General features: G+C 38.1%; 28 protein-coding genes. 13 read left to right on the forward strand and 15 right to left on the reverse strand.

Features of this window, described 5'->3' with window-relative positions; genetic code table 11:
- Positions 1-45: 45 nt before the first annotated feature.
- From GQR54_RS09835 to GQR54_RS09845, 3 genes are all read right to left on the reverse strand, one after another.
- The gene (locus GQR54_RS09835; protein WP_166377479.1) at positions 46-681 is read right to left on the reverse strand and encodes a GDSL-type esterase/lipase family protein; all 636 of its coding nucleotides are present in this window, start codon (positions 679-681) and stop codon (positions 46-48) included.
- Positions 682-689: 8 nt separating this feature from the next.
- Entirely contained in the window at positions 690-1199 is a 510-nt protein-coding gene (locus tag GQR54_RS09840) for a DsrE family protein (RefSeq protein ID WP_166377480.1), read from the reverse strand.
- A gap of 84 nt (positions 1200-1283) precedes the next feature.
- Positions 1284-1745: a flavodoxin family protein gene (locus tag GQR54_RS09845; RefSeq protein WP_166377481.1), complete on the reverse strand. Its 462-nt coding sequence runs from the start codon at positions 1743-1745 to the stop codon at positions 1284-1286.
- A gap of 76 nt (positions 1746-1821) precedes the next feature.
- On the opposite strand from GQR54_RS09845, the gene soxR reads away from it, so the two are divergent.
- The 4 genes from soxR to GQR54_RS09865 all read left to right on the forward strand — a co-directional run bounded on the left by soxR (position 1822) and on the right by GQR54_RS09865 (position 6363).
- On the forward strand, positions 1822-2307 hold the full coding sequence (gene soxR, locus GQR54_RS09850) for a redox-sensitive transcriptional activator SoxR (RefSeq protein ID WP_166377482.1): 486 nt from the start codon (positions 1822-1824) through the stop codon (positions 2305-2307).
- Positions 2308-2831: 524 nt separating this feature from the next.
- Complete coding sequence (locus GQR54_RS09855; protein ID WP_166377483.1) at positions 2832-4451, forward strand: methyl-accepting chemotaxis protein; 1620 nt, start codon at positions 2832-2834, stop codon at positions 4449-4451.
- Between the two features lie 195 nt (positions 4452-4646).
- Positions 4647-5288 carry a hypothetical protein gene (locus tag GQR54_RS09860; protein ID WP_166377484.1) on the forward strand — a complete coding sequence of 214 codons (642 nt, stop codon included), beginning with the start codon at positions 4647-4649 and terminating at the stop codon, positions 5286-5288.
- Positions 5278-6363 carry a rhomboid family intramembrane serine protease gene (locus tag GQR54_RS09865; protein ID WP_166377485.1) on the forward strand — a complete coding sequence of 362 codons (1086 nt, stop codon included), beginning with the start codon at positions 5278-5280 and terminating at the stop codon, positions 6361-6363. Before GQR54_RS09860 ends, GQR54_RS09865 begins: the two co-directional genes overlap by 11 nt.
- Positions 6364-6576: 213 nt before the next feature.
- Here GQR54_RS09865 and GQR54_RS09870 read toward each other — a convergent pair whose 3' ends face one another.
- Together GQR54_RS09870 and GQR54_RS09875 are read right to left on the reverse strand one after the other, a co-directional pair.
- On the reverse strand, positions 6577-7095 hold the full coding sequence (locus GQR54_RS09870) for a transthyretin-like family protein (RefSeq protein ID WP_231609385.1): 519 nt from the start codon (positions 7093-7095) through the stop codon (positions 6577-6579).
- A gap of 26 nt (positions 7096-7121) precedes the next feature.
- Positions 7122-7505, reverse strand: a complete 384-nt coding sequence (locus GQR54_RS09875; protein WP_166377486.1) for a DUF1294 domain-containing protein — start codon at positions 7503-7505, stop codon at positions 7122-7124.
- Between the two features lie 52 nt (positions 7506-7557).
- Between GQR54_RS09875 and GQR54_RS09880 the strand changes: the two genes are divergently transcribed.
- A complete protein-coding gene (locus GQR54_RS09880; protein ID WP_166377487.1) occupies positions 7558-8088 on the forward strand; it encodes a hypothetical protein in 531 nt (176 codons plus the stop codon).
- 62 nt (positions 8089-8150) lie between these two features.
- Here the strand turns inward: GQR54_RS09880 and GQR54_RS09885 are convergent, their stop codons facing one another.
- Positions 8151-8693 (reverse strand): carboxymuconolactone decarboxylase family protein, encoded by a 543-nt coding sequence (locus GQR54_RS09885; protein ID WP_165723047.1) that lies wholly within the window; start codon positions 8691-8693, stop codon positions 8151-8153.
- Positions 8694-8806: 113 nt separating this feature from the next.
- Between GQR54_RS09885 and GQR54_RS09890 the strand changes: the two genes are divergently transcribed.
- A complete protein-coding gene (locus tag GQR54_RS09890; protein WP_166377488.1) occupies positions 8807-9391 on the forward strand; it encodes a TetR/AcrR family transcriptional regulator in 585 nt (194 codons plus the stop codon).
- Between the two features lie 246 nt (positions 9392-9637).
- Here the strand turns inward: GQR54_RS09890 and GQR54_RS09895 are convergent, their stop codons facing one another.
- The 5 genes from GQR54_RS09895 to GQR54_RS09915 all read right to left on the reverse strand — a co-directional run bounded on the left by GQR54_RS09895 (position 9638) and on the right by GQR54_RS09915 (position 15096).
- A complete protein-coding gene (locus tag GQR54_RS09895; protein WP_166377489.1) occupies positions 9638-11758 on the reverse strand; it encodes a methyl-accepting chemotaxis protein in 2121 nt (706 codons plus the stop codon).
- Positions 11759-11862: 104 nt separating this feature from the next.
- Positions 11863-13080: an organoarsenical effux MFS transporter ArsJ gene (arsJ, locus tag GQR54_RS09900; RefSeq protein WP_166377490.1), complete on the reverse strand. Its 1218-nt coding sequence runs from the start codon at positions 13078-13080 to the stop codon at positions 11863-11865.
- 24 nt (positions 13081-13104) lie between these two features.
- The gene (locus tag GQR54_RS09905) at positions 13105-14115 is read right to left on the reverse strand and encodes an ArsJ-associated glyceraldehyde-3-phosphate dehydrogenase (RefSeq protein ID WP_166377491.1); all 1011 of its coding nucleotides are present in this window, start codon (positions 14113-14115) and stop codon (positions 13105-13107) included.
- A 32-nt stretch (positions 14116-14147) separates the two neighbouring features.
- Positions 14148-14504 carry a metalloregulator ArsR/SmtB family transcription factor gene (locus GQR54_RS09910; protein WP_166377492.1) on the reverse strand — a complete coding sequence of 119 codons (357 nt, stop codon included), beginning with the start codon at positions 14502-14504 and terminating at the stop codon, positions 14148-14150.
- Positions 14505-14667: 163 nt separating this feature from the next.
- On the reverse strand, positions 14668-15096 hold the full coding sequence (locus GQR54_RS09915) for an organic hydroperoxide resistance protein (protein WP_166377493.1): 429 nt from the start codon (positions 15094-15096) through the stop codon (positions 14668-14670).
- A 129-nt stretch (positions 15097-15225) separates the two neighbouring features.
- Here GQR54_RS09915 and GQR54_RS09920 point away from each other — a divergent pair, with 129 nt between their 5' ends.
- The 3 genes from GQR54_RS09920 to astB all read left to right on the forward strand — a co-directional run bounded on the left by GQR54_RS09920 (position 15226) and on the right by astB (position 18794).
- Positions 15226-15660, forward strand: a complete 435-nt coding sequence (locus tag GQR54_RS09920; protein ID WP_166377503.1) for a MarR family transcriptional regulator — start codon at positions 15226-15228, stop codon at positions 15658-15660.
- Positions 15661-15705: 45 nt separating this feature from the next.
- Positions 15706-16812: an L-dopachrome tautomerase-related protein gene (locus GQR54_RS09925; protein WP_166377494.1), complete on the forward strand. Its 1107-nt coding sequence runs from the start codon at positions 15706-15708 to the stop codon at positions 16810-16812.
- 635 nt (positions 16813-17447) lie between these two features.
- Positions 17448-18794, forward strand: coding sequence for an N-succinylarginine dihydrolase (astB, locus tag GQR54_RS09930; RefSeq protein WP_004334492.1), 1347 nt, complete (start codon positions 17448-17450; stop codon positions 18792-18794).
- Positions 18795-18881: 87 nt separating this feature from the next.
- On the opposite strand, the gene GQR54_RS09935 is transcribed toward astB, so the two are convergent.
- Entirely contained in the window at positions 18882-19736 is an 855-nt protein-coding gene (locus GQR54_RS09935) for a mechanosensitive ion channel domain-containing protein (protein ID WP_007586226.1), read from the reverse strand.
- 226 nt (positions 19737-19962) lie between these two features.
- Here GQR54_RS09935 and GQR54_RS09940 point away from each other — a divergent pair, with 226 nt between their 5' ends.
- Together GQR54_RS09940 and GQR54_RS09945 are read left to right on the forward strand one after the other, a co-directional pair.
- Positions 19963-20958: a DUF4382 domain-containing protein gene (locus GQR54_RS09940; RefSeq protein ID WP_166377495.1), complete on the forward strand. Its 996-nt coding sequence runs from the start codon at positions 19963-19965 to the stop codon at positions 20956-20958.
- A 55-nt stretch (positions 20959-21013) separates the two neighbouring features.
- On the forward strand, positions 21014-21694 hold the full coding sequence (locus GQR54_RS09945) for an SDR family oxidoreductase (RefSeq protein WP_166377496.1): 681 nt from the start codon (positions 21014-21016) through the stop codon (positions 21692-21694).
- 131 nt (positions 21695-21825) lie between these two features.
- On the opposite strand, the gene GQR54_RS09950 is transcribed toward GQR54_RS09945, so the two are convergent.
- The gene (locus GQR54_RS09950; RefSeq protein WP_166377497.1) at positions 21826-22164 is read right to left on the reverse strand and encodes a carbon starvation protein CstA; all 339 of its coding nucleotides are present in this window, start codon (positions 22162-22164) and stop codon (positions 21826-21828) included.
- A 437-nt stretch (positions 22165-22601) separates the two neighbouring features.
- Here GQR54_RS09950 and GQR54_RS09955 point away from each other — a divergent pair, with 437 nt between their 5' ends.
- Both GQR54_RS09955 and GQR54_RS19610 read left to right on the forward strand, forming a co-directional pair.
- Positions 22602-23606 carry an IS110 family transposase gene (locus GQR54_RS09955; protein ID WP_240918923.1) on the forward strand — a complete coding sequence of 335 codons (1005 nt, stop codon included), beginning with the start codon at positions 22602-22604 and terminating at the stop codon, positions 23604-23606.
- Between the two features lie 11 nt (positions 23607-23617).
- Complete coding sequence (locus GQR54_RS19610) at positions 23618-23848, forward strand: hypothetical protein (RefSeq protein ID WP_240918924.1); 231 nt, start codon at positions 23618-23620, stop codon at positions 23846-23848.
- A 41-nt stretch (positions 23849-23889) separates the two neighbouring features.
- Here GQR54_RS19610 and GQR54_RS09960 read toward each other — a convergent pair whose 3' ends face one another.
- Entirely contained in the window at positions 23890-24618 is a 729-nt protein-coding gene (locus GQR54_RS09960) for an FRG domain-containing protein (RefSeq protein WP_166377498.1), read from the reverse strand.
- 221 nt (positions 24619-24839) lie between these two features.
- Entirely contained in the window at positions 24840-25970 is a 1131-nt protein-coding gene (locus tag GQR54_RS09965; protein ID WP_240918925.1) for a transposase, read from the reverse strand.
- Positions 25971-26047 lie beyond the last annotated feature (77 nt).

Consider the following 26047-nt stretch of genomic DNA (forward strand, 5'->3'; position numbering starts at 1 on the left):
TATTTAGATGATTGCATAAGTAACACTAAATTCAAATAGATAGCTTTAGCAATTGTTAAATAAATATTGTACTAGCTGAGTTATTTCAAAGCTTATAGTTAAATGTTGGTTACTTTCAAAGTGAATGCCGTCGCTGCCTGTAATATTAATAAATGCATTAAAATCGATAAAAGCGCATCTATTATTAGCCGCCACGCACTTAAATACATTAGAGAGCGCTGTTGCTTTTATATCGGCATCTTCATATATACGTGAATACTTCTCTGTAACTTTTATTTCAGGTGGGCTGGCAATAATGATTTGGGGGGCTTTCAAAATGCTACTTTGCTTATAATAGATATGTATTGAATTAATTAAATCATTCAAGCCACCTGCTATTAAACTAGGTGTTAAATTAAAACGTTTTTTTAGATCGTTTGTACCAAGAGCGATAATAATAAAGTTAAGCTCATGTTTATCTAAATAAGGCTTTAGGTAGCTAACACCACTAATCACACCATCAAACGGCGGATTATGCACTAACGTACGATTAGGTTGCCCTGCCCCAATAACAGCAAAGTGACATCCTAAGTTTTTACCTAATAACGATGTCCAACGGGTATTTTCATCAAAACGCTTACCCGTTACAGGGTTTAAACCCCAGGTATTCGAATCACCAAAGCAGAGTATTTTTTTTGTCATTTTAATCATTAAAATGGGTTAAGTGTATAACCCTGTTGTTGTAATTGAGCATGTGCTGTCATCGCCGAAAGTGACATTTGCACACCTTCAATTAGTTGCCCTGGCGCTACTTTATAATGCGTAGCCGATTGCCCGCATACAAAAACTACTGTGTTAGTGGTAAGCAATTGCTTTATTAAGCTTTGATTTTTGTTATCTGCTTTAAAACGTTCTTTATATTCACTATTAGCCAATACATCAACGCTAGCACTGCCATGTACCACTAACGCTAATTGAATGTTATCTGGTTTTACACCGTGTGCTACATGCATATTAATAAAACGTGCAAGTGAGTTCATTGAATTGTTCTGCTCACCTTTTTTAGCGCCATCACCAACATCAAAGGCTATTTTGAATACCGTAGAGTCATTTATCTGAACATGCTCCGGGACACTATAAAAGTAACCAAAGTCTTTAATAAGGTTTTCACCCGCCTGCGAAAATGGGCTTATAAGTAAAAGCAATAATAGGTATTTCATAAACAATCCTGTGTTTTAAATAAGTTAACCTATTTATAAAACTAACAGAAGCAAAGAAAAAAGGGCAGCTTATCATGCTACCGATTAAGTGTTTTTATGATGGTGGTTAATAAACTGCATACCTAAATAGCTAAATGTTCGTTTAAACATTTCTACAAAAATATCAGGCGCTTCAAGCGATGATGCGTTTGATAACAACGAAAAATCTTTATTACGTAAAGCCCGTAACTTCGGCTTCAAGGTTTCGTCATCCATGTAATCTGTGATCCTATCTATAAAAGACTTCATTTGTACCGTAGTGTTATACCAATAAACAGGAGACGCGAACACCCAATGGTCGTACTTTAAAGCCACTTCAAATAGCGCGTAAAAGTCATCATTTTTATAGTTTTTGTCATAACAATACGGCGCAATTTTATAATCATCCAGACAAATTACGCGCACATCATTTTGCTCGGCAAAGCTATTAACATGGGCTGTGGTATTGCCGTTTTTTCGTGCGCTTGAATAAATAATAATAGTATTACGCTCAAGTTTTTGTTGCATTTAGTTAGCTCCTTTTTTAATGTGGTAGAAGCTTAAAACCTCAAGTTATATTGAGGTCAACTGAAGGATTAAAATTATGCCCGTAGGACAAAAAAAATTAACCGAAGCTAATCTAACCATTGGCTATGTAGCAAAAAGAAGTGGTGTAAAAGTATCTACTCTTCACTTTTACGAAACTAAGTTTTTAATTAAGAGCTGGCGGAATAATGGTAATCAGCGACGCTATAAACCTGATGTATTACGCCGTGTAGCTGTAATAAAAGCAGCTCAAGCGATGGGAATTACGCTCGATGAGATTAAAAACACCTTAGCTACCCTGCCCGACAACCGCACACCAACAAAACAAGACTGGTCAGCACTTTCAAAACATTGGCAAGCGCAACTTGATGAGCGAATTGCGCATATGCAACGCCTGCGCAACAAAGTAGACGGTTGTATAGGATGTGGTTGCTTATCACTTAAAAGTTGCCCAATTTACAATAAAGATGATCATTTAGGCGAAAATAAAAGCGGCGCTGTGCTTTTAAAGCCAGATCCTTTATCTATGAAAAATAAAGCTTAACTTTTAGCTAAAGTGAAAACAGATTATCAATTATATAATGATAAATATGCTTCCTTATGCGATAAACAGAGCCTTGCCCATACATATTAATTACATTTAAATTAGAGAAGATCATGCCATCTTATTTTTAGCTTGATAGTTGACCAATACAGCCAAATACATAGGTCATTAATCAATTATATCCACACTATAAATGTATCTTTTTTGTAGTATTTTGTAGTCTCGCCATTATATTTGTAACCATTTCTTTAATTAATATATTTAATCCATTTTTGTGCAGTAATTAATTTTAAAAAAAGCAATATAAAAATCATAATAAACCAACTACCCTTTAAAACCCGCAGTTAAAACACATAAACAACAGCCACTTAAGAATTAAAGTAAAAGCTCTATTTATATAAATAGAAAACAACTTATAATAAAAGTTAAATAATAGAAACGCTTCATATATTAATAAATATTTAATATATCTCTATCTATAGTTTTATATTTCAAAATTATTCACCTTCATTTGGGTTTTATACATGCTTAGAAAAATATCAATCCGGCTGCGATCAGCGCTCGCCTTTAGTTTTATCGGATTATTAGTTATTATTGTTAGTCTGATTTCAATATTTAAACTGAACCAATTAAACTCCGAAATTAATGCCATTGCAGAAACCAATGTGCCAGCACTTGAAACCTCCTTAACTCTACTTTCTGACTTTTATAATTTAAGGCTGCAAAATAGTAACGTAATTAACGCAACTACAGCTAAGCAATTTTCATACAAACAACTTTTCGATAGCGCTAAACGCAAACTTCTCGACAACATGAAAAACATGGCTCTACTGCTTAAAACTAAAGATGAACAACACCAATTAGAAGTGATTGAATCTGATATTTATAAGTTTTTATCTCTACAAAATCAACAAATGAAATTGCTAACGGAAAATGATTTACAAAGAGTTGAAAGCCTTCAAGAGAATGAGATGAAGCAGATTCGCGATGGCGTAACACAAGCTATTAATAGCATTGTAGAAAGTCAGCAAGCAAATATTCGCGATAGCAAAATTAAAGCACAACACGTTTTTGACCAATCTGTTTTTTTTGCGTGGATTACATTAAGTGTCGCCATTATTTTAGTTTGGTTTTTTGCTTGGTCGCTTACCCGAAGCATTATAAAACCTATGCAAAACGTTTTACATCTAGCGCAGTCTATAGCCCAAGGTGATTTAACCCAATCGATTAGCGATGAAGGCAATGATGAAACCACAAGTATGATTATTGCATTGAGTCAGATGCAACAAACTCTCAGAAATACCATTAATAAAATTCAAGACTCGTCTCATAACTTAGTTTCTACATCAGAAGAGCTAAGCGTTGTTACTGAGCAATCTACGCAGGGTATCATTTCGCAAAATGAGCAGTTAGAACAAGCTATTTCCGCAGTTACGGAGTTAACGGTTTCAGCCGAACATGTTGCGCAAAACTCAGCCGACACATCTCGCGAGTCAGACTCAGCAAACGAACAAGCTCTAGCTGGCTTAAAACAAGTGGAAGATACAGTGACTACTATTACCGCTCTTCTTAGCGAAATAGATAAAACTCAAGACGGTATCAAAAACTTAGCCACAGAGGTCAATAAAATAGGCTCGGTCCTTGACGTGATCAGAGATGTAACCGATCAAACGAACCTACTTGCTGTCAATGCCGCGATTGAAGCTGCAAGAGCGGGTAGTTATGGCCGAGGCTTTGCTGTTGTAGCGGATGGCGTTCGTGCATTAGCTCATAGAACAAGTGAATCAACAAAAGAAATTGAGCTAATGATTCAGTCAGTTCAAAGTGGAACTAAAAACACGGTAATCTCAGTGCAAAGCAGCCACGACAAGGCACAAAAAAGCTTAGATATATCGCAGTTAGCAGGCAAAGCTTTAATAGAGATAACGACTGCAGTTGCGCATATAAACAGTCAAAATGCGACCATTGCGTCTTCTGCTCACGAGCAGGCAAATGTATCTCGTGAAATTGATAAAAACTTATTAGTAATACGCGACGTTGCTGCTGAAGTAGCTTCTGGCGCTACACAAACGAATATGTCGAGCCATGAACTTTCTCGTTTGGCCGACTCGCTAGATGACTTAATTAAAAAGTTTAAAGTTTAAAATAGTTTTGTCTTAGCTTAAATACCCGCTTTATTAGGTATTTAAGTTAAGTAAAAACATACCAGACAGCTATTTGCATATGCTGGTAAATAAACGAAAAAGTATATTCAATACAGGTAGTGGCATTGCTAACTGGTTAATTTTTAAGTATTATTGCGTGCCTAAAAAGGAAGTAAATATTCAAGGAATAAGCTGTTGGAACCAACTAATCACACTCCAGAAAACAATACAAAACCACCTGTAGTTACTCAAAAATTCACTCAAGCCCTTAAAACGGTCGATCATAAAGAACTGAAAAGCACTGGTTTTTGGTTAAATCAATTTTTTATGGTTATTTCTACTGTATTTGGTGTTTTTCTGGCGGCTCAAAGCGGTTTAGAACAAGCGCTTAAGTTTGATTCATTTAGCAAAATGGAAGATAACTACTATTTGCGTACGTCGCTGTATGACGAAGTTAATGATAACGCAAATACGGTAGCTGAGTATGCAGAACGCTTAGCGAAGAGCCCACCAAAATCAGAAATGGAATTTTTTAAACCCACACTTGAGCTGTACATATGGAAAACCATGCAGTTTTCGCCTACTACGCTTGAAACACCGAGTGAATTTTTGACTAGAATACGTCGGTTCTATTCTCGAGCTGACTTTGTCATTAATGCCGCAATAGATCGAAAAATATCTGCTAAGCAAGCTTCTGTCGAATTAGCCAAAATAACAGACTTAATTAAAACTCAAACGCTACCCGCACTAAAAAATAGCGCTAAACAATTAAAAATGGAATTACAGCAGAATGATATCTCTGTTGGTTCACTAAAGGAGCTAGAAAATGCTAACTAAAAGCTGTCCACATTGTAAGGAACATCCATTAGAAGTAACCAATTATCAAGGTGAAGAAATAGATATTTGCCGTGAATGTGGCGGCTTATGGTTTGAAAAAAATGAAGTAAACAGGATGATTTCTGAAATAAACGACGGCCCAGAGGGTGACAAATTTGAAACTCACTTTGGTGAACCATTAGGAATTTCTGAACTTGACTGCCCTGATTGTAAAAAAAGTCTAGAGCGTTTTCATTTGCTTGAAGCTTTTCATACCGAAATTGATGTTTGTAGACACTGCGACGGGACGTGGATTGATAAGGACGAACTTGAAAGTGTTGAAAATAGCCCTGAAATAAAAGCGAGTTTAGGCGAGCTAAATCAAAAAGTAAGTTGGAAAACCTACTTGTTCCAATTTTTAACGCAAATGCCTGTTGAATATAATATTAAGCCACAAAAAACCCCCTGGGTCACTCGCGGCCTCATTGTTTTAAATACGCTAATTTTTGCACTTTATTTTTTAGATCCAAGCTCATTTAGTTATGTTATTGATAACTTTGCTATGACACCTGCAGATTTGAGCGAGGGTAATGAGTTGTGGACTGTATTAACTTGCGTATTTTTACATGGTTCTATAATGCATTTAGTCGGCAATATGTACTTTTTATACGTAGTTGGCGATAACTTAGAAGACGTTTTAGGCCATAAACGCTTTCTGTTATGGTATTTAGCCTGTGGACTACTCGCTTCGTTTGCAAGCTACATTGTAAGTCCAATGTCGAATATACCCGGCGTGGGTGCAAGTGGCGCAATAGCAGGTTTATTTGGCATGTACTTAATGTGGTTTAGACACGCAAGCCTTACTTTTATGTTTGTAATTTATCAGAAGAAACTTTCTGCAGTATGGTTTTTTGCTATTTGGTTAGGATTTAACATTTTTGGTGCAGTAACAGGCCCTGATGGCATTGATTATGGTGCGCATATTGGTGGTTTTATAGCTGGACTAATTATTGGTTATATTTTGAAAAGTAAAATATTAGAGCAAAACCCTATAATTCGTTTACTAAACCAAAAAGAAGCACAGTTAAAACGTTAATCGTCATATTAAAGCCACTAATAGATGAATATTAGTGGCTTTATCAAACTTCTCACTAATTTCTATAACTTATACCAATCCGCAATAATATTTAATCATTTTGCGGGGCTAAACGTGTCGCTACCTGCGTTAAAAAATTCTCATTTAGAACAACTAAATAGCGAATTTTTTGCCTAGCTATCAACACGTTTTTCCGCCCTCAAAATAGACCACTTAATTAAGCGAATTGGTATTACAACGCGTATAAACTGTATAAAATTGACCAGTGTTTTTTATCGGTATATCGTACGTTATAGCCTCTTCACTAAGTTCGCATTCAAAGTTATTTAATATATCAGACAGCAGTGCTTGCTCTTCGGTGAACTGTATTGTGGTGTACCACAAGACTGAATCTTCATCTTTTTTGTTTTCAATATAAATACTCTGTAGCAAAGAGCTATTAAAAAACATGTTTGAAGGCTTTGAAGTACGTATTGTTTTATTATCGAAATAAAAGTAACCATTGTTATCACTTATGGCTTCATCAATATAAGTATCACCATAAATCAGCTCTCTTGTTACCTTAACGCCCTGTTGGGGTTCACCATTGTTTAATAGCCTACCTTTTACAGGCAATGACAACGTAACGTCTTGTTTGTTAAAAAAGCCAAACATGTCTGCATATCCTTGCATTGGTATTAATAAAAATAAAATAAGCGTTAAAGTCACGCCAGCCGATTTTGTATTGGTCATAAAAAATCCCTTTCCTATTTATATTTTTAGCCTAGCAATAAATCTGGAAAATAAATAGCAATAATACTGCCCCCTATATTCACTAAAATACAAAGCCAAAGTAGCACTATAAAACTGCGCTTTTGCGATTTATGACGAAGTAATTGTTGAGCAAGTAATGCACCCGGCCACCCTCCAAATAATGCAAGTAGTTGCAGTGTACGCTCTGGCGTGCGGTTTACTTTTGTATGTGAAGAACGCTTAGCTTGTCGCTTATCCCACGCGTACATTAAAAAGGTTATAGCACTTAATACACTTACATAACCTGGTACATATATTGGTATATAAACGGGTAAGTATTGCAATGGGTAAGCCAGCCAAATGGCAGCTAAATAAAGTAATGAGAACGTGATTAATATTTTCTTTATCAATTAACTACCACCTATACTGGGCTTATAAGAGCCTAACAACAAGAGTCAAATTATGACATATTTTAAATCGCTATTCTTAGTATTATATTTGTGCACATTTAGTAGCTTTGCTAATGAAACTGCCAGTAACCTTGATAAAGAGCTAGAAGTGTTTAAACCTTACTTAGGAACGTGGCAAGCAGACTTTAAAGTACCAGAAGGCGCTAAAAAAACACGAGATGTTGGCCGTTGGGAACGCGCTTTAAACGGTAAAGCTATTCGTACCATGCACACGATTAATGAGGGTGAGTATGGCGGTGAGTCAATGATTTTTTATGATAGCAAAAAAAAGTCACTCGTATTTTATTATTTCACTACGGCAGGATTTTACACTAAAGGCACAATAACGGTATTAAGCCCTACTCAGTTTGTAGTCTATGAGGAAGTAACAGGCAGTAAAGAGGGAGTGACTAAGGTTAAATCTACTAGTGATTTAAAAGACGATAAATTTATTGTATCGACCTCTTACCTTAAAAAGGGTGAGTGGACAAAGCCCGAACAACGTATTTATACACGCAGTACAAAAACGGTTAAATTTAAATAGCCGCGATTTATAAACATAAAAAAGGCAGCCTAGGCTGCCTTTTGTCATTTATAAAATCGTATTTATTTTACGTATTTTTTAAATGCAGCGTCTACTGGTGTATCAGCAAGGTGATTAGTGTAGTTGCTCATTACTTTTTGAGACAAGCCTACAATAATTTCAAGTAGTTGTTGCTTGCCGTAACCTGCTGCAAAGAATTTTTCGATTTGCTCATCGCTGATCACGCCACGTTCACGTGTCATTGCGAGTGTAGTTTCACGAAGAGTTTCTAGCTTAGGGTTTTCAAGTGGTGTTTTGTTAACAAGTGCATCAACAATACCTTGGTCAACTTTCATTGCCGCTGCAATACCACTGTGTGCAGGAACACAGTAATGGCATGCGTGTTCAACGTTAATTGATTGCCATACTACTGTTAGCTCTTCTGCATTGAATGATGTTTTTTGAAACAGCTCATGCAGTACTTGGTAACCTTTAAGTAATGTTGGTGCTTCAGCCATTACTGCATGTAAGTTAGGAAGCATACCAAATGCTGCTACTGAATCAGCTAGTAACGGTTTTGCTTCTTCTGGTGCGTTTTCTTGAGTGTATAAAGTAAATTCGGCCATGGTTAGCTCCTAATAATTAATAGTTTTAAGTAACTTCGAGATATATAATATTTGATTTTGAGCGATTGTTCAAGTTAAAATTGAGCAAATGTTCAAATTAATTGAGAAACAACATGGTTAATAAGGTGAAGTTTGAGCGCGAGACAGTTGTCCGCCTTGCAAGTCAGCTATTTTGGGAGAAGGGTTTTCATGCAACTTCGACGCGTGATTTACAAGATGTTGTAAACATGCGCCCAGGAAGTATTTATTCTGCTTTTGGTTCAAAAGAAGGACTCTATATTGAATCGCTAAAAGACTACACTGTCCAAATGGAAAGCCAGATTAAAGAATGCTTATCTACATCAGACAGTATTCTTGGTGGTTTACGTGCTTTTGTTGAGGATGTAGTCACAAAAAAAGAAAGTACGCCAAGTGCTATTTGCATGTTAGTAAAAGCTAATTGCGAGTTTGCTGATAAAGACAGCAATTTATATCAACTAAGTTTAGATTTAGCTGATAAATTTGAAAACTATCTTTCGATTCTTTTTGAGCAAGCAATTGAAAACAATGAGTTGAGTAATAATATATCTGCGCAAGAATATGCACGATTTTTTGAGGTTCAGTTTACTGGATTACGTGGTTATTTTAACCGCCCAGGTGTTGAGTCTCTAGCTCATCCTATGATCAATCAAATGTTTAAGATCATAAAAACCCTATAAACACCTTTTATCAATTATTTGAATAAAAAACGGCCGTAATTTAATTACTGCCGTTTTTATTTTATCGGAATACTAAATAATACCAATTCGCTTAATTAAGTGTTCTATTTTGAGGGAAGAAAATCGTGTCGATAACAAGGCAAAAATTTCGTTATTTAGTTGTTCTATATCAGAAATTTTTAACGTAGTTAACGTCAGATTTAACTCCTCAAATTGATTAAGTATTATTGCGGATTGGTATAAGTATTATGTTTTTAATTTATTAAGTTCTGAATCTTGTTGCGCAACAAGCTTGTTAAGCACTTCGCTGCTATCTCCCGCTTGTGCAGATAGATCAGCAAGCTGCGACGCTGCATCAGATATAAGCGTTAAATTACGATTTATTTCTTCTGTTACTGAGCTTTGCTCTTCCGCAGCAGTTGCAATATGCGTAATTTGATTCGTTATCTCGTCAACTTTAACTACAACACTGTGCAGGGCTTCAAAGGCAACTGATGTTTCATCAACGGCATCCTGTGCACGTATTACACCTTTTTCAATAACAGTAGAAGCGTTACCCACTTCAGATAATAAGCTATCTATTAACTGGCTTATATCATCAGTTGATGAACGTGTTTTAGAAGCAAGTGCACGTACTTCATCAGCAACAACTGCAAAGCCTCGGCCATGTTCACCAGCGCGTGCTGCTTCAATGGCGGCATTGAGTGCTAGTAGATTTGTTTGTTCTGAAATAGTACGAATTACATCTAATATTTGCGTTATATCTTTACTACGCGAAGCTACTTTTTCAACGGCTTGGTTAGCTTCTTTAATTTCTTCAGACATTGTTTTAACTTGCGTCATCGCTGACGATAAGCTTGACTCACTGCTTACGACCAAACTATTTATTTCATCGGCTTGCTGGGCTGATTGCTCTGATGCTCTGGCAACCTCGAGTGCTGTAGCACTCATCTCGTTCATAGCCGTTACCACACTTTCAATTTCTTGAAATTGCGATTGCACATTATGTTTGGTATCAATAGCAATATGCTGCGCTATCTCACCTTGTTGCTTGGTTTGATCAGATACATCTTTAAGCTCTGTGATTAAAATACGTAACTTTGATAAAAAGGCATTAAAGCCCCCCGCTAAAGCAATGAGCTCTGCATGTGTTTCAACATGAAGGGTATGCGTTAAATCTCCTTCTGAGCTTGCAAGGTTATCTACGCGTTGTTGAATTTGTTGAAGAGGTGCAACCACACTACCAATAACAAATTTCATTATTAAAAAAGCAATAACGGCAATAACGGCACCTGTAATTAAAATCATCGCGCCTAAGTCGTTTGCAGTGTCTGCCATGTCTTGTGATAAGGCATCTGGGCCCGCTAGAGCCAGTTTACTTGGCACCTCTATAAGTAAAGACCAGTGTGTATTAGCCAGTTTTATATTTATAGGGTAATTAACCAAGTATTCAGACGATGTTTTAAATATGCCTTTTTGGCCTTTAAATTTTTCAAGCTCTTTAAACAAGCCAGAACTAACTGCTTCTTTAAATGGACGCCCTAATTTAGATTTATAATGGCTACTTCCTACAACTAAACCAATATCACTAAGTACAGTTACTTTAGCTTCGCCATTATAAAGCTGCTTAGAAAGCTCCTCAGTCATAGCCTGAAAAGTCGGCAGTGTTAAATCAACGCCTGCCAAACCAATAAACTGGCCCGATTTTAAAATAGGCACTGTTAATGAGGTAAGCATTACTGAATTTCCTGATGGAATTTCGTATAAGTACGGCTCCATAATACAAGGCTTAATTGTGTCTTTTGCACACAAATACCAATGCGCTTCACGAATGCCAAACTCATTTAAAGAGGTTATATATTTATCGGCGGCATTAGCTACTTTTTGCTGCTTTATCGCACCATTTTGGTCGCGTGTTATATAAACTTCTAAGGTACCATCGCCATCAACAGAGTGTTTATAGCCCTTGTTAAAGCTCGAATCTTGTCCGTCAAACGCGTTTGGTTCAAACTGAGAGTAGATAGATGAGAGTAATGTATTTTGTTCTAAAATAGAGCGGTTTATACTTACTACCGTATCTCGGCTAAGGCTTTCACTTTTAGCCGCATCACCTAGTAAAGCAGCTAAAGAGTATGGCACTCGGTAAGCTTCGTTGATAAAACCCGCTATTTTTTCTCCATATATGGCCGCATTAGCATTTAACTTCTCTTCTACTTCAGCAACAATATAATTTTCTGATTTTTTTGCTAGTTCGGTATTACTTGCAGATAGCTGCCACCATAAAATGCTCGAAAGCACTAGTACAGTGATAAATATACTTCCAACAGTAAGCCACAGTAATTTTTTTGCTAGCGATATTTCTCGCATTCATCTCACCCTCTAGTTAAATCTCGTGTATAGTTTAGTAGATCTAACCAACGAAGCTATGAATATCGTTAAAAAAATTGAAATTAATACAATACGTTGAGTTTTTAGCGCTTAGCCAAGCATGCCGTTGTAATTGAGGCCATAATTAATAAACACACACTTACCCATAAACAGGCCACCAGCCCATATACTTGAAAAACCCACCCAGAAAGCACCGTACCAAGCAAACGCCCTACTGCATTGGCCATATAGTAAAAACCAACATCGAGCGATACCCCGTCGTTTTTAGCAAAGCTTACTATTAAGTAACTGTGCAATGATGAATTTACAGCAAATACACCGCCAAAAATAAGTAAGCCGATTACAAGCGTAAAATGTACCGCTATATCAAACTGCATCAGCAACGCTAAAATACTGGTTACGCCACTTAATAAAGCAACCCACCAATACGCTTTTTTGACTGTGTGTGAGTTTGAATCACTTTGTCCGGTTATACGTGGCGCTTGCGACTGCACTAATCCATAAGCAATAACCCATAAGGCCATAAAGCCACTTACCCACCAATGATCCCAGTTAAACTGAGCGGCTAGGTAAACAGGCAATGCCACTACAAACCACACATCGCGCGCCGCAAATAAACATAAACGCGCTGCGCTAAGTAAGTTTATTGCCCGCGATTTAGAAAATAGCTCTTTAAACTTAGGTTTATTTTTGGCTTTGCCAATATTGCCTTTTAAATAAATTAAACTAATAACCCACGCAACACTAAGTAAAGCTATTAAGCTTACTAGCGCACCTACAAAGCCAAATACGGTAAGTAGCAAGCCACCTAAAAAAAAGCCCACTCCTTTTAACGCATTTTTAGAGCCAGTAAGTATGGCAATCCATTTATATAATTGACTTTGCCCTGTATCGTCTTGTGGTACTAAATACTTAATAGCGCTTTTTGCACTCATTTTATTTAAGTCTTTAGCTATGCCACTCAGTGCTTGCGCTGCCATAACATAGGCAACGGTTAGCCAATCTCCAGGCACGCAGAGCATGGCCAAAGCGACAAGCTGCAGACCAAGCCCTACATTCATGGTTTTGTTTAACCCTAAATGTGCCCCAAGCCAACCACCGACTAAATTGGTGATCACACCAAAAATTTCATAAAACAAAAACAGCATGGCTATCGCAAATGCACCATACCCTAACTGATGAAAATACAGCACCACCAGCATCCGTAGCGCACCATCCGTTAAAGTAAATGCCCAGTAATTACCAGTAATTATTAAATATTGTTTTATAGAACTTGGTAAACTAGCTAACTGAGCAAACATAGCGTTAAACCTTTTTAAACGAGATTAAACCACATCACTTTTTGCAACTTTAAGCATTAGCTCAGCAGTACGGTTTGCATAACCCCACTCGTTATCATACCAAGCGTATAACTTAAGCTGAGTGTTATTAATTATCATGGTTGAAAGGGCATCTATGGTGCAGCTGCGCGGATCTGTTTTGTAATCTATAGATACAAGCGGTCTTTCTTCGTAGCCTAAAATATCTTTTAGCTCGTTATTTGCAGCGCTTTTGAACCAGTCATTCACTTCACTTTGTGTAACGCCGCGCTCAAGCTCAAATACGCAATCGGTAATTGACGCATTAGTAAGAGGCACACGAACAGCATGGCCGTTTAACTTGCCCTTAAGCTCAGGGAATATATGCGTAATAGCCGTTGCACTGCCGGTTGTGGTTGGTATTAAACTAGTCCCGCACGAACGTGCCCGGCGTAAATCTTTGTGGGGTGCATCAATAATAGTTTGTGTATTGGTAATATCGTGAATCGTGGTCATTGAGCCGTGCTTAATGCCCACTTTCTCTTGCAAAATCTTTACTATTGGCGCTAAACAGTTAGTTGTACACGAAGCCGCCGTAACAATTTTATGCTCACTTGGGTTATATAGGTCATCGTTTACACCCATTACTACATTTAAAATACCATCTTCTTTTACTGGCGCCGTTACTACAACGCGCTTAACACCTTGTGCTAAATATTGGTTTAGCAACTCAGTTGTTTTCATTTTTCCGCTGGCTTCTATTACTACATCGCAATCTGACCAATCAGTTTCATTTATGGTTTTATTATTCGTCACTAAAATAGTGTGTTTACCTACACTAAATGAGTTTTCATCGCTGGTAATATGTTGTGCTAAGCGCCCGTGTACTGAGTCAAACTCAATTAAATGAGCATGGGTTTTAGCATCGCCCGCTACATCGTTTACTTTAATAAACTCTATTTCTGGCCAATCAACTGCTGCGCGCAGCGTTAAACGCCCCATACGGCCAAAACCGTTAATACCTACTTTAATCGTCATAATAAAATACCTTTAATAAGTTAATTTATTAGTTAGTTACAACAGCTAGCTGCACGTTCAGGGCGATTACCCATAGCGTTTAAGCGCGTTAAATCGTTTTGATAAAATGAAGAGTTAGCAGTAAGCGTTTGCGTTAATACATTTTTAGCCCACTCTGGCAGTGCTTTGTTAATACTGTAGTACACCCATTGATTTTGTTTACGGTCTCTCAATAATCCGCATTGTCTTAACTGTGCTAAATGGCGAGATACCTTCGGTTGGCTTAATTTAAGTGCAGCAACAAGTTCGCATACACACAACTCTTCTTCGTGGCTAATTAGCAGCATTGCTTTTAAACGTGTATCGTCCGCTAGGCATTTATAAAATTGAAGTGGGTTGAATTGTTCCATACTGTCCTCACTGTGCTTATGCATACACAATAAAACAAAACAACAACATATGGAATAGTGAATATACGTTTTATCGTATATTTAATTTTTATGCCTTAAACGCAAAAAGCACACAACGACTAATTGTCGTTGTGTGCTTTTATAACTTTTCTTTATTTAGTTATTAAATAATTGAAAGCTCTACTTCAATATTGCCACGTGTTGCGTTTGAATATGGGCATACTTGGTGTGCTTTATCTACAAGCGTTTGCGCTACAGCTTTATCCATATCACCTAGTGATACAGCTAGTTTTACTGCAATACCAAAACCGCCTTCAATAGCACCAATAGACACTTGTGAGTCAATATGTGTGTCGCTTGGTAAATCTATTTTTTCGCTACCTGCTACAAATTTAAGTGCGCCAATAAAACATGCTGCATAACCTGCGGCAAATAATTGCTCTGGGTTAGTGCCTTGTCCGTCGTCTCCGCCTAAACCTTTAGGTGTCGATAAATTTACATCTAAACGACCATCATCAGATTTAGCTACGCCTTCACGGCCGCCAGTTGCAGTTGCTTTTGCAGTGTAAGCTACGTTTTGTAATACATTCATAATGAACTCCAAAGTTTTAAAATATCAATCAATTTAGTTTGTGTGCAAAATAATAGATCAAGTAATTAGAGATTGCAAATACTTTGTATGCAAATTAAAATAGCATGTATCGAAATAAAGGATAACGTTATGCCGTTTGAGCAATTAAAGTTAAAAAATCAGTTATGCCACCGGTTATATATGGCATCTAACAGCATTGCGCGTGCGTATCGCGAGCCTTTAAACGAGCTAAATTTAACTTACCCACAATACATAGTAATGATGGCGCTGTGGGAGCAAGACGAAATAACAATTGCAGGGCTAATAGATAAAACCGCGATAGACGGCGGTGCAATGACCCAAATACTCAAAAAAATGAGCGACAAATCATTACTGGCTGTTATTAAAGATGAGCACGACAAACGCAAACGCCTAGTGCAGCTAACCCAGCATGGCCAATCGCTCAAGTTAAAAGCGGCCGATATTCCTAAAAATATTTTATGTAAATTTGATAGTGTAGATGCAGCGCAAGCGAAGCAGTTGATGCAGCTGCTCGATTTAGTAGTAAACGACTTAGCCGATTAGGCTCTTAATTTTTAAACAATAAACGTGTTTTAAAAGGTTTTAAAAATGACTCATATTAAAAAATTACTATTAGCAGCGGCGTGTAGCACGGCACTTTTAGGTAGCAGCGCCGTAACTGCTAACACCGCTGGCCAAAATGCTGATTTAAAAACAGTAGCCACATTTGATGCGCAGCACCCACCGGGCAACATTGCTATTACCCCATCGGGCAGAAAGTTTTTATCTGTGCATGGCTTTTTTGGCCAAAAGCAAAAAATTATGGAGCTTTTAAGCGATGGTACAACTAAGCCCTACCCTAATGAAGAGTGGGCATACGCGTACAATAACGGTAAAGGTTTTTACGACGTACTTGGCATAAATGTATCAAGCGATGGCGTTTTATGGATGCTCGACACTTCAGGACCCGATCACGCTGGGCGCTTAGTAGGTTGGGATACAAACAAAGAGCAACTGCACAAAATTATTTATCTGGCTAAACCGACCATTACCGACACCTCGTTTTTAAACGATTTAGTCATCGATAATAAACATGGCGTTGTATACATTGCCGACACAGCCCAAGGCAGCCAAGCCGCTATTATTACGGTTAACCTTAAAACAGGTGTCGCACGCAGAGTATTACAAAATAGCCATTACACCACAGCCGAAAATATCGATATGGTTATTGATGGGCGCACAATGAGCCTTGGCGGACAACCAGCACGCTTAGGTGTTAACCCAATTACGCTCGACCCTAACGAAGACTGGCTTTACTTTGGCTCTATGTCGGGCACGTCGGTTTACCGCATTGCCACCAGCGATATAAATAACCAGAGCCTTTCGGCTAAAGCACTTGAAGACAAAGTTTCGCGTTACGGCACTAAGCCAATTTCAGACGGTATTATTGTTGATGGCGGCGGTAACATATATGTAACCGACATAACCAATGGCGCAATTGGCGTAGTTAAACCCACTGGCGACTACGAAGTATTATTTAAGGACGAACGCTTAAGCTGGCCTGATGGCTTTAGCTACGGAGCCGATCATAAAATATACTTTACCGTTGACGATTTACATAATTCGCCTGTACTTAATAATGGCAAAAATCAAAGCCACGGTAAGTTTAAAGTAATGTCGTTCGAGCCTTTAGTAAAAGGAAAAGTAGGCCGCTAATTTTCTTTTTAAGTGACTACATTTTTAAAAAAGCCTTGTACATTTAAGTGACCTAATAGTTGCAGGGCTTTTTGTTAAAAACACACCACGTTGGTGCATCTTTTAGTAATACTTCACCTCTTTGGTGCTAATCCTTAAGTATGTATTTACACTTAAATACTAAACACCTGATTTCTATTCATAAAATATTCAAGTTAATGTTGGCATACTTCTTCCTATAAACTGATGTGTTCAGTGAAAATACCAAGGAAAAACCATGTTCAATTTATACCATACCCTTTACCTTTTATGGCGTTTAGACATTAGCGTTTGGCAAGTTAATGATCCAACAAATACCCGCACTACCGCTGATAAAGAACGCGCCTATGTTAAGTAGCATCGTATTGTGTAAAGGCTTGGCATAAAGCTTAAATGTATAAACCTACTTTATGCTAAGCTTTTGCACACTATGAAATTTATGAATAAACCTTATTTAATTACTTATTAGCCACCTAATATAAAAACGAAGCTCCCTGCAAAAATCACACATATAAAAACATCGAAAAATTAGTAAAAACACTGCGTTTATAGCTTTGCAAGCAACCCTATTGCGTTGTATTGTTGCACCCTATTAAAAAATTTTAGTTGGAACCTGTATGCACGCTTTGGAAGTTAATTTTGATGGCTTAGTTGGCCCTACTCACAACTACGCTGGTTTATCGTATGGTAATGTTGCCTCGTTAAATAACGCAGCAAGCTTTTCAAATCCTCAAGAGGCTGTGCTTCAAGGCCTTGAAAAAATGAAAGCCATGCACGACAAAGGCCTAACTCAAGGTGTATTTGCCCCTCATGCGCGCCCCGACTTAAACGTACTGCGCCGCTTAGGCTTTACCGGTAACGATGCACAAGTAATTCATAAAGCATTTAAAGCAGATCCTATTTTATTACGCGCGTGTTATTCAGCGTCAGCAATGTGGACAGCCAATGCCGCTACGGTATCGCCATCTCCAGATACAACCGATGGCAAAGTACATTTTACTTCAGCTAATTTAAATAATAAGTTTCATCGTTCATTAGAGCCTGCAACCACTACGCGCTTATTAAAAGCGATGTTTAATAACGACAAATACTTTGCGCACCACACCCATTTGCCAGACCAAGGCTTTTTTGGCGACGAAGGTGCAGCAAACCATACTCGTTTTTGTGACAGCCACGGCGAGCAAGGCCTTGAAATGTTTGTATTTGGTGCCAGCGCGTTTAACAGCCAATTACCAAAACCAGCTAAGTTTCCAGCAAGGCAAACACTCGAAGCCTCAGAAGCAATTTGTCGCTTACATAACTTAAAAGATTCAAGCCAAATTTTACTACAGCAAAATCCAGACGTAATAGACCAAGGCGTGTTTCATAACGATGTAATTGCAGTAGGTAACGCCAATGTATTACTGTGCCACCAGCAAGCATTTTTAAACCAAGCTTTGGCACTGCAAGATATTCGCGAAGCGTATGTGGGCAATAAAGAATTTTATATTATTGAAGTACCTACCGATAAAGTAAGCATTACCGACGCTGTAAGTAGCTATTTATTTAACAGCCAGCTAGTGAGCCTTGAAGATGGTTCAATGCTGTTAGTGGCACCACAAGAGTGTAAACGCAACAGCGCAGTTAACGCCTACATTGAAGAAATGATTATGGCTGATAACCCAGTAAATCAAGTACAGTTTTTTGATTTACGCCAAAGTATGCAAAATGGCGGTGGCCCAGCTTGCTTGCGTTTACGTGTAGCCCTTAACGAGCAAGAACTTGCTGCAGTAAACCCAGAGGTTATTTTAACTGATACTAAATATACACAACTGTGTGACTGGGCAAAACGTAACTACCGCGATAAATTAGGCGCAAGTGACTTTGCAGACTCAGCGCTGCTCACCGAAAGCTACCAAGCACTTGATGAGCTTACCCAACTACTTAATTTAGGTTCAGTGTACGACTTTCAATTAGAAGGTTAATACCTCAGCCTACACAAAGGCTAATACAAAAATAGCGAGCCAAGGCTCGCTATTTTTATTCGTGTTTATGTTTATGTTAATACATATTTAAGCATCTTTGTTAACAGTTATTGCCGACGCCATAGACTCAGATATATGCAGCGTACGCTGCGGAAACGGAATACTCAGCCCAGCACCTTCAATAGCTTCTTTAACACGTTTATTTAAATCCCACACAGTTTGCCAATAATCACCATTAACAGCCCACGCACGTAACTGAATATTTACTGCGCTTTCGCCTATTGATGTCACCATTACTTTAGGTGCAGGCTCTGCGAGTAATCGGCTCTCTGATGCGGCTAATTCTTTAAGTACATTTAAGCCAACGTCAATAGAGTCGGCATACGAAATCCCCACCACTATGTCCATTCGTCTTTTACCATTACGGGTAAAGTTTTTAATATTGCCACCCCACACTTTGCCGTTAGGCGATGCTATATAAAGACCGTCGGTGGTTTTAAAAATAGTGGTAAATAGGTTTATTTCACTCACAGTACCAAGCGTGCCACTGGCATCAACAAAATCGCCTATTTTAAAAGGTCTGAGTATTAGCAGCATAATACCCGCAGCAATATTGCTCAGCGTATTTTTAAGGGCTAAACCAATCGCTAAACCAGCAGCACCCATTAGCGCGATTAAGCTTGCCGTGTTTACGCCAAAAATATCTAAAATAAATAGACCGCCAATTATATAAACTAAATAACCAGCAATACTCGATAAAAGAGGAAGCAGCGTACTATCCACTCTTTTTAATGGCGATTTAGAGTTTTTAATCGCTTTTTTAACCGAGCGTGCAATTAAGGCACTCGCAACTAAAATCACCAACGCTAAAATCACTTTGTATCCTAAAGTGATGATTGTTTCTGAATGGCTTTGCCAAAACGCTAAGAGTTTATCTTTCATGTTTGTTCCGATAAATGTGGCTGAAACTCAGCAAAATAATGGTTAAATCTAATAAAATCGACTTCAAAAGAAGTGGCGTGAGTATATAGTAAAAAACGATTAAATCGATGAAATTAAAAACGTTTTAAAACAGCATGTTAAAAGTTATAACTTCTCATATTTTTAATTCAATTTAGGTTAAGGGTTAAATACATACACTTAACAAATCGAATAAGAGGAAACAACCATGAACTTTAAATCAACTATATTAAGTAGCGCTATTATTTTTGCCTTAGCAGGCTGCGGCTCATCAAATGACGATGCTGAAACAACCCCACAAACAAGTGATAAAGCAACTTTTAGTTTAGGTATTTCCGACGCTCCAGTCGCTGGTTTAAAACAAGTTAACGTTGTATTTGATTCAATAACAATTAAAGCCCAAGAAGGTGAAGAAGTTAGCTTTGAAACTCGTTCTAAAAACGATGCCACCTTAGCGCAAATGGTCAACTTACTAGACTATACGGGCGACGATATTTTTCAATTACTTGACGATCAAGAAGTACCTGCAGGTGATTATTCGTGGATCCGCGCGCAAGTAATAAACGGCGACACAAACAACCTTAGCTTAACATCTCACGTAGTTTATGAAGACGGCAGCATTGCACCACTTATCGTAAAAAGAAAAGGTAATGATGGCGTGGGTGAAATACAGCTAGATGGCTTTACACTCAATCAAACCGACAACGAGTTTGTATTAGAGTTTGATTTAAAAAAATCGTTAGTTGATCCACAAAATAATAACGAAGTCTTTTTAAAACCTCGCGGTGTGCGTTTACAAAATCTCTCTGAATCACAAGATATTGAAGGCTCTGTAAGCCAAACACTTATAAACAATTGCGAGACTGATAACATTGATCTTGCCGCTGATGATTCATCATTTGGCCATGCTGTTTACCTTTACTCTGCGCAGGCACAAACCCCAACAGATATTCATGAAATAGATGACCAAACGCCTGATAACGCTCCGTTAGCTACCGCCAATGTTGTATTTGATGCAGACGATAATGAATACGAATTTGAACTCGCATTCATAACACCAGGCGACTACCAACTTGCTTATACATGTAGCGCACACATAGACGATGCAGAGCAAATAGATGCTGATTTTAATATTTATCAACTAAAACAAATTAGCCTAACGCAAGCTGACGATTTATCAGTCAATTTTGACATAGCGCAATAACTGCATGGCGCACATTGAGCTGCGTCTTTATTCATTTGTTAATAAGGAAAAAACCATGGCAAAAGAGAAAATAGTACTCATAACCGGCGCTTCTAGTGGCATTGGTGAAGCAACGGCAAAAACCTTAGTAAACAACGGTCATAAAGTTATATTAACCGCCCGTAGAGAAGAGCAACTTAACCAACTTGTTGCCGAGCTAGGATCAGATAACGCACTGAGCGTAGCCGCAGATGCAACCGACTTTACCGCGCTTGAAAACGTAGTTACCAAAGGCATTGAAAAGTTTGGCCGATTAGATGTAGCCTTTGCTAACGCGGGTATGGGTGTTTCAACCGCAGGCACCGAAAAAGGCGACCCCGATGAGTGGTCAACCATGATTGATATAAACATTAAAGCCCTACTGTGGACTGCAAAATTAACACTGCCGCATTTACGCCAAAATAAAGGTCACTTTATATTAACCAGCTCTGCCGCTGGCCGTAAGCCAATTGGTGGCTCTATTTACGGTGCAACTAAATGGTTTGCTTATGGCTTTGGACAAAACTTAGCTGAGGAAATGAGCGATTGGAACGGCCGCTGCACAACCATAGCCCCAGGCATGGTAAACACCCCATTTTTTGATGAAGCTAAACCCGATAAACTCGACCCACAAGATGTAGCCGACGCAGTACTGTTTGCTATTGAAGCAAACCAGCGCAACAGCGTACGCGAGATTTATTTAATGCCGACTAATTAACGTTGATTGGTTGAGTTTGAGCTGTCAGGTTTAATGCTAATGGCGTTAAACCTGATGGTTGTTAGTGCTTAGTTTGGGTTAAGTGTTAGTAGGTAAGAATGAATTAAAGGTATTACGCATTTAAAGTCTTATTAATTGCCAATGCTGCCCTTAAACCATATGTAAGCAAAATATAAGACAACGGCAATATATCCAAAAGAAATAATTAGGTTTACTTTCCAAAGGTTTAGCCAAAAATTGCCTCTGAAATAAGTGCGTTCTCTTACTTCATGGTTGAACAATGCTACTGAAGAGGGCACTAATATTAACGCAGACCAACCAAGTATAGGTAACACCATAAACATAATGCCTATGCCTGTACCTCCTGCTGAAGCGTCGGATGCTTCACCATCAATTGGGGCTAGCATCACGTAGCCTAAAATAAACCCTGCAATCGCAAGTATAAAACCTAAAAGCTGAAGTGTTCTCATTATTATCCTAGGCAACTAACGAGACTGTAAAATAACTCCAACAGCCAAATTCAATTAAAAAATGAGATCCTGTAATTAACTCTAAGCGCTATTAAAGCATTACAAGATTTAGGTTGGGTGTAACTGTAATTCACACAGGAGCAAAACCAACTGTTTTTTGTCCTTATTGAATCGTCTTATAGTTCGACCAAGCCACTTAATTTAAAAGTAACTGACTATTATATTAAGTGGAATATGCTTCTGTTGGTTACGAATATTGAATGCCAAACATCCAATGTTTTTAACAAGACGTTCGAGCCAACAGAGCACCTCGATTTCAAAACGCATACTCAGGGATTGCCGACCAAGACTATCTATAAGACCTGCGAGAAACGAGATTTAAGCACATTCCATCCTTAACTTTAACCGTAGGCGCTATAAAATGAAAGCATATAACGTTGATAATTTTGCTGTACTCATTGGCATTGATTGGGCCGATAAAAAAACATGATATTTGTGAGCATCCAACAAGCACTAATAAATATCATTACACCGTTATTAAACACACACCTGAAGCGTTGCATGAATGGGCTATGGATATTAAGCAGCGTTATCCAGAGCAGAAAATAGCGATTGTTTGCGAACTTAAAAAAGGGCCGCTTATTTATGCATTAGCTAAATACGACCACCTTACTTTATTCACCGTTAATCCTTGTGCTGTTGCTAAATACCGCCAGGCTTTTACGCCCAGTGGCGCAAAAGATGACCCATCAGATGCCTTTCTGCAAGTTGAAATTCTTAAGTTACACATGGACAAGCTCTCTGTCATTGAGCCCGAGTCAGCAGCTATGCGTTCGCTATCTCAGCTTGTTGAATATCGCCGAAGTTTAGTGCAAGACAGTATCGATTTATCCAATAAAATAACGGCGATATTAAAGAATTATTACCCGCAGGCCCTTGAATGGTTTAAAGAAAAAGACACGTATATATTCTGCGATTTCATTCAAAAGTGGCCATCACTCACTGCGGTTAAAAAAGCAAGAAAACAGACTTTACTCGACTTTTTTGAGAGTCATAACTCACACTATTGCGCGGTCAATAATACACGACTAGATAGTATTAAAAATGCGATGCCATTAACTCTGGACGAAGGAGTAATTGTACCTAATCAAATGCTCGTTGAAGTGCTTATCACGCAATTTAAAGTGTTATTAAAGGGCATTGAAAAGCTCAATAAAGCAATAAAATCGGCTTATAAAGCCCAGCAGGATAAAAAGATATTTGATAGCTTACCCGGCGCAGGTCCACAACTCGCCCCACGTTTACTTGTTGCTCTTGGGAGTAATCGTGCGCGTTATAATGATGCTGCAGAGCTTCAAAAGTACGCTGGTATAGCGCCTGTTATTGAGCGCAGTGGTCAAAAAATGTGGACTCATTGGCGTTATAGTTGCCCCACTTTTTAAGGCAAACATTTGTGGAATGGGCAGGCTTTTCTATTCGTTATTCGTTTTGGGCTAAAGCGTATTATGAGCAACAAAAAGCCAAGGGTAAGCCGCATAACAGCATTATTAGATCACTGGCATTTAAATGGATAAGGATTGTATTTAGGTGTTGGAAAACGAATACACCCTACGATGAATCGACGTATTTAGCGGCCTTAAAACGCAGAGGCTCACCACTTTTAAAATTTGCAATTAATAGCTAAATTTTACTAGTCGTCCACCTCAGGGCGTGTTGTTATATTTTTTACCAAAGAAACTCAAAGTCTCGTCTTATTTCAGTGCATAACCCATCCAAACCGGGGTAAATTGTATGGTGAGCAATTCCAAGTTTTCGTAATTGCGCGCGAATTTTAGATTTGGCCTCATGAGGAATTATAAAACTATCTAGAGATTCAAAACCATGCTTATACATCTTACTATTTTTAATATCATGAAATTTTTCCATATTTTTAGGTAATGGGAAAATAGTAAAACAACCCTCCTGTGAAATGATACGATGATTAGTGTGATCAGGAAAATATACAGCCAAACGTTTGTCATCGTCGATTTTATTAAAAATCTCAGTAATACGGCTCCACCAATGATTATAATGAGCTTTTAAGAGCACACCATCTCCATTAACACCTATGTCTTCTACAGCGAAGAACAAAGCTTTCAAAGGGTTAGTTGTAAAATCAAGCAGCCTTGTTGGCAATCCATGATGTTGAGCTAAAACCAACCACTCAAAATGATTGCTAGGTATAGCTTCTGATTTGAGATAAGGAATCGCTTTTTTTTGAAAAGCATGAATCATATCTTCTTCTATGTATTTCCAAGAAAAGCGTTCAAATTTAGCCGTTGGGGTGTTTTCAAACCGCCCTATCGAAGGAATCATCAACCAATTTTCATTGGATTGCCCTCTATAGATGACTTCATCATCTTCTATCGAGATAAGTTTAAATAAATCTTCTAGTGAATTAATTTGATTAGCCATGCCGATGCCGATGAAAAATATAACGAGCCTGTAGATTAACTCGTTTTTTTATTTATTTTTATTGATAAACAAACCATAGCTGAGTTCCTATTTTGGTTCAATCGATTACTGTATTTTATGCAGAATATAAAGTGGGAGTTTGGTGTTGTTTTAATTGGCGTTTTGGACGGGATTACGGGTACTTGAGTGGCTTTTATTTAGGGTAAAAGCGCTTACCCTTCTTAATGCATCGTGTTTTGCAGCTTTTCTATATTATGAACAAGACAATACAGTTGCCATTGCGCATTCACTTTCGTTTGACCCCGTAAGGTCAATTTATTCATGCCTTTATTCACTGTAATGTTCCCGAACACTGGCTCAATACACCCGAGTCGTTTGCTATATTGTCGTCGACCTATGGGGCTGTCTATTTTTACTTTCATTTTGTCTACATAGCTCAGCTTTTTGCGTGATTCATTATTTATAAACTGTACTTGTCGCCCCGTTTTAATGGGTGGCTTTCGCATGCATTGCTGCTGTAGCGGGCACGTTTTACAGTCTTTTAAATAACCACAGAATCGCGTGTATTGCTGATTGTGACTTTTTACATTTATCCCGCTTCGCCACATTGCATTGCCTGCGGGGCAGCGGCAAATTTGGGTTGCTTCATTATAATGAAAATCATCTGAGGTAAATAATCGTGGCTTGCCTTTGCTGCGTTTTAATCGGCGCTTTTCTTGCTCTGTTTCGTATGTTTCGCTGGCTTTAAACAATGGATTTCGTTTTCTAAATTGGTTGTCCGCAATGTAGGTATCGAACCCACTTTGCGCCATAAATTCAAGATTTACTTCGCTGTTAAACCCACTGTCTGCGGTGAATTTGATGGTATGCTCATCTTCCATTTTTTCTGTATTGAGTTTAGCGAGTTGCTGTTTTAATTGTGCAACGGCTGGCTGTAAAGTTTGTTGCTCGCCTACTGAGCCCCACGCTTGTGCTTGCAGGATAATTTGGTGTTTATCATCGTTTATCGCTATGCCGTTGTAACCTTGGATTGTGCCTTTTGAGGTCGTCATTTTTGCACTATCTGGATCAGTGATATTACTTTTAACAGGCTTGCCTTTACTGCCTGTTTTCTCTTCGTGAGTGGCTAAAAACTCGGTGATTTTATCTGCACTTTTATCTAGCTTTTCTTTTTGTTTTAAATCCTGAGTTATCAATTCTTCGCCCAGTCCATCTTGTGATTGGTGGCGTTCAATAATACGTTTGCTTGCGCGTTCTAGTTTTGCTTTTTTGCGACCTAACTCATCGAATGTGCCACTCCACTCTTTACTCGCATTGGACTTTAATTTACACCCATCAATTGTAGTGGTCAATAAAATTTGGCCACAGTTTTGGAATCTTGATATCTAACCTCAGATTCATTTGGCGCTAAACCGGCATTATAATGATG

Source organism: Pseudoalteromonas sp. Z9A4 (assembly GCF_011378845.1).
Taxonomy (GTDB): Bacteria; Pseudomonadota; Gammaproteobacteria; order Enterobacterales; family Alteromonadaceae; genus Pseudoalteromonas; species Pseudoalteromonas arctica.